Origin of the sequence: Chamaesiphon sp. VAR_48_metabat_135_sub, from assembly GCF_031418915.1 — a bacterium.
In the GTDB taxonomy this organism is placed as follows: Bacteria; Cyanobacteriota; Cyanobacteriia; order Cyanobacteriales; family Chamaesiphonaceae; genus Chamaesiphon.
This window is the reverse complement of sequence record NZ_JANOJV010000028.1, coordinates 1-1,821: the sequence shown is the minus strand read 5'-3', so window position 1 is coordinate 1,821 and position 1,821 is coordinate 1. Positions and strand designations below refer to the sequence as shown.

General features: G+C 44.3%; 4 protein-coding genes. 3 read left to right on the top strand and 1 reads right to left on the bottom strand.

Going from position 1 to position 1,821, the window contains the following annotated elements; translation table 11 throughout:
* Positions 1 to 119: SDR family NAD(P)-dependent oxidoreductase (locus RMO55_RS02235; protein ID WP_310422835.1), on the bottom strand; the 119-nt coding region annotated here is incomplete at its 3' end.
* Positions 120 to 314: 195 nt separating this feature from the next.
* Here RMO55_RS02235 and RMO55_RS02230 point away from each other — a divergent pair.
* The 3 genes from RMO55_RS02230 to RMO55_RS02220 all read left to right on the top strand — a co-directional run bounded on the left by RMO55_RS02230 (position 315) and on the right by RMO55_RS02220 (position 1,607).
* Positions 315 to 797: a DUF2993 domain-containing protein gene (locus tag RMO55_RS02230; protein ID WP_310422832.1), complete on the top strand. Its 483-nt coding sequence runs from the start codon at positions 315 to 317 to the stop codon at positions 795 to 797.
* 108 nt (positions 798 to 905) lie between these two features.
* Positions 906 to 1,055, top strand: a complete 150-nt coding sequence (locus RMO55_RS02225) for a hypothetical protein (protein ID WP_310422829.1) — start codon at positions 906 to 908, stop codon at positions 1,053 to 1,055.
* A gap of 30 nt (positions 1,056 to 1,085) precedes the next feature.
* Positions 1,086 to 1,607, top strand: a complete 522-nt coding sequence (locus RMO55_RS02220) for a DUF2231 domain-containing protein (RefSeq protein ID WP_310422827.1) — start codon at positions 1,086 to 1,088, stop codon at positions 1,605 to 1,607.
* Positions 1,608 to 1,821 lie beyond the last annotated feature (214 nt).

Genomic DNA, 1,821 nt, shown 5'->3' with positions numbered 1-1,821 from the left:
CGGGCGGAGACGACTACCTTGGCGTTGCGTTTGGCGAACTGGATCGCAGTTTCTCGTCCAATGCCACTGGAGGCTCCAACGACGGCAACAACTTGTTGTTCGATCGGTTTGAGTTTCATTAATAGTTAGTAAAACTTGGCTATTTCGATATTTTACCAACCTAAATCTTGAATGCCTTCTCTCGCAAGAGGTAGATTTCTTGTATGTCTTTCGGTAGATTAAATTTTGATCTAATTTTGCTATTACTAGAGTTAGATCACCAAAATTTTGTTAATTTCTAGATTTTAACAAATCAAACTTTACCACCAAAAAACATGGCACAAGATCCACCAGCTCTGGGCGATCGGGCATTAAGTAAAGTCGTAGAAATTGGCATTGCTACTCAGTTAGACCGCTCTGAACAGATAAATGTTGATATTCGTACCACTCCTGCGAATTTCCTCCAAGGCAAAGTTAATTCTGTCGAAATATCTGGTAAGGGATTGGTAGTTAAGCAAGATTTACGGGTGGAAACTATCCAACTTAACACCGAGCGGGTATCCATTAATCCACTCAGGGCGATGTTTGGTAATATCGAACTCACTCATCCCACGGATGCCGAAGCTCGGATAATTTTGACCGAAGCCGATATCAATCATGCTTTTGGCTGTAGCTATATTCAAACCAAGTTACGTGGTTTAAAGATGGATCTCGAAGGCAAACCAGTCACGATCGATATTCAACAAGCGACTTTAGATCTGCCTGGTGAGAATAAATTCATCATCGCCGCAACTTTTTCAATCAGAGAGGAAAATTAAATAAAAAGATTTTCAGCAACTGCAATTCCTCGAATTTACGAGAATGGAAATCAGATTTCACTGGAAATCTTAGCGACTGAAGGTGAAGGTCTAACTGTAAAACTTATCATGGTAATTTTTGAACAGCTTACTGCTTTATTAGATTTGCGAAACTTTAATATTCCAGGGGTAACACTCCAGTTATATCAACTAGAAGCTCAACCAGGTAGGTTAGTAATTCATGCCAAAACTCAAATCACTCAGTTACCTTCGATCTAAATTTTTACTAAATATTTAGAGGCAAAAATCATGACTCAACTTCCGAACATTCCCCCATTTATCGAAAGCAACGATCGCGAGTATCATGATAGCGGTGTACAGAGTACAGTCGCGATCGCCGGACATCCACTCCATCCCCTCCTCGTCACATTTCCGATCGCTTTCCTCTCTGGTGCTGCTGGAGCAGATCTGGGATATTGGCTCACTGGCGATCCCTTTTGGGCGCGGGCGGCGATCTGGTTGATTGGCGCGGGATTTATCGCTGGGCTAGTTGCTGCTTTAACTGGAATGCTAGATTTTTTGCGGATCGATCGAGTCCGCAAGCACAGCGCAGGCTGGATTCACATGACTGGCAATATTACTGCAATGGTGCTGACATTAATTAACTGGGCATTGCGTTGGAATAATGTTGAGGGTGCGATTTTACCAGTCGGCTTGATTATCTCGACAATCGTCGCATCGCTACTAGCGATCGGCGGCTGGTTCGGAGCCGAACTAATCTATCGCCACAAAGTTGCAGTCATCGGCGACAGCAGCCGCTACGAACCATAGCGCATCATAGAAAATCCCTCCAAAAAATCCCCTCCCTGGAGCGGCTTGCGCACGCCCTGGTTCCCCGACGGTTTAGCGGCGTGTTTTTTATGGGGGTGCCCCCCCAAAAAAAAAAGAAAAGACACCAAGACAATACAGGGGTGGCGCCGGCGGGGGGGGGAGATATACGCCCCAAAACCCACAAATCAGAAAATAGAAAATAAACATTTCATTT